Source organism: Larkinella harenae (genome assembly GCF_054780515.1).
This window is the reverse complement of record NZ_BAAGWE010000039.1, coordinates 1-730: the sequence shown is the minus strand read 5'-3', so window position 1 is coordinate 730 and position 730 is coordinate 1. Positions and strand designations below refer to the sequence as shown.

At 37.8% G+C, this 730-nt stretch carries 1 protein-coding gene; it reads right to left on the bottom strand.

Translation table 11 applies throughout. The features are described 5' to 3' along the window. Positions 1 to 62 precede the first annotated feature (62 nt). The coding region (locus ACYVH9_RS31620) for a hypothetical protein (protein ID WP_460640452.1) at positions 63 to 730 on the bottom strand (668 nt) is incomplete at its 5' end.

The window sequence follows — 730 nt, the reverse complement described above, 5'->3', positions numbered from 1 at the left end:
GCAGCTTCGTGATAAATAGATCGCTACCGCCTATCATATAAATCTCGTGATTGTTACGAAAGTTAATTAATCTTTATATAGTAATAAATGGCAGCGCTTTTTGGCCTAGTTTCGTTCCCACCACCATCATTGTCTGTAACTAATAGTTCTCCATTACCTTTACCTGCTACACCGATCGCACTCATAAACGAACCGCCATTACCTCCCTTTAAAGCACTGTTTTCAATATATCGGAGTACATTTTTCGAATTACTTATTTTATGTTTGTGTGAACTTACAGCATCTGGTTGGTATACACCTACCGGTTGAGGATCAGGATTTAATTGTGAAGGAATTGCGGGTAAGACAGTATATGTTGGGTCAATTGAATTAATTCCCCTTAAAAATAGTCCTCGATAATCGGGCGCATTTACGATATTAGCTAAGCTTGAAAGCTTAGAATTTGGTATCGAACGCCCATCACAAGGCGCCCATTTACTTTTTTGTGATGTCCAGATATTTCCGGGGCTCTTCTCGTTATTCTTTGTTGCAACACTAAATTGGTCAAATCTTAGAAAAGAAGAAATAACAGTACCTATTGGCATTTCTTTACCTGAAGCAACGGGGTCTATAGAGGATACCTTACTTGAGAATGAGCCGCGATCTGTTTGTAAACTTAAAATCAAATCTTTTTCTGGATCTCTTTTACATGTAACTAGTAATGAAAATCCTTTAATCTTTTCACCGGGCT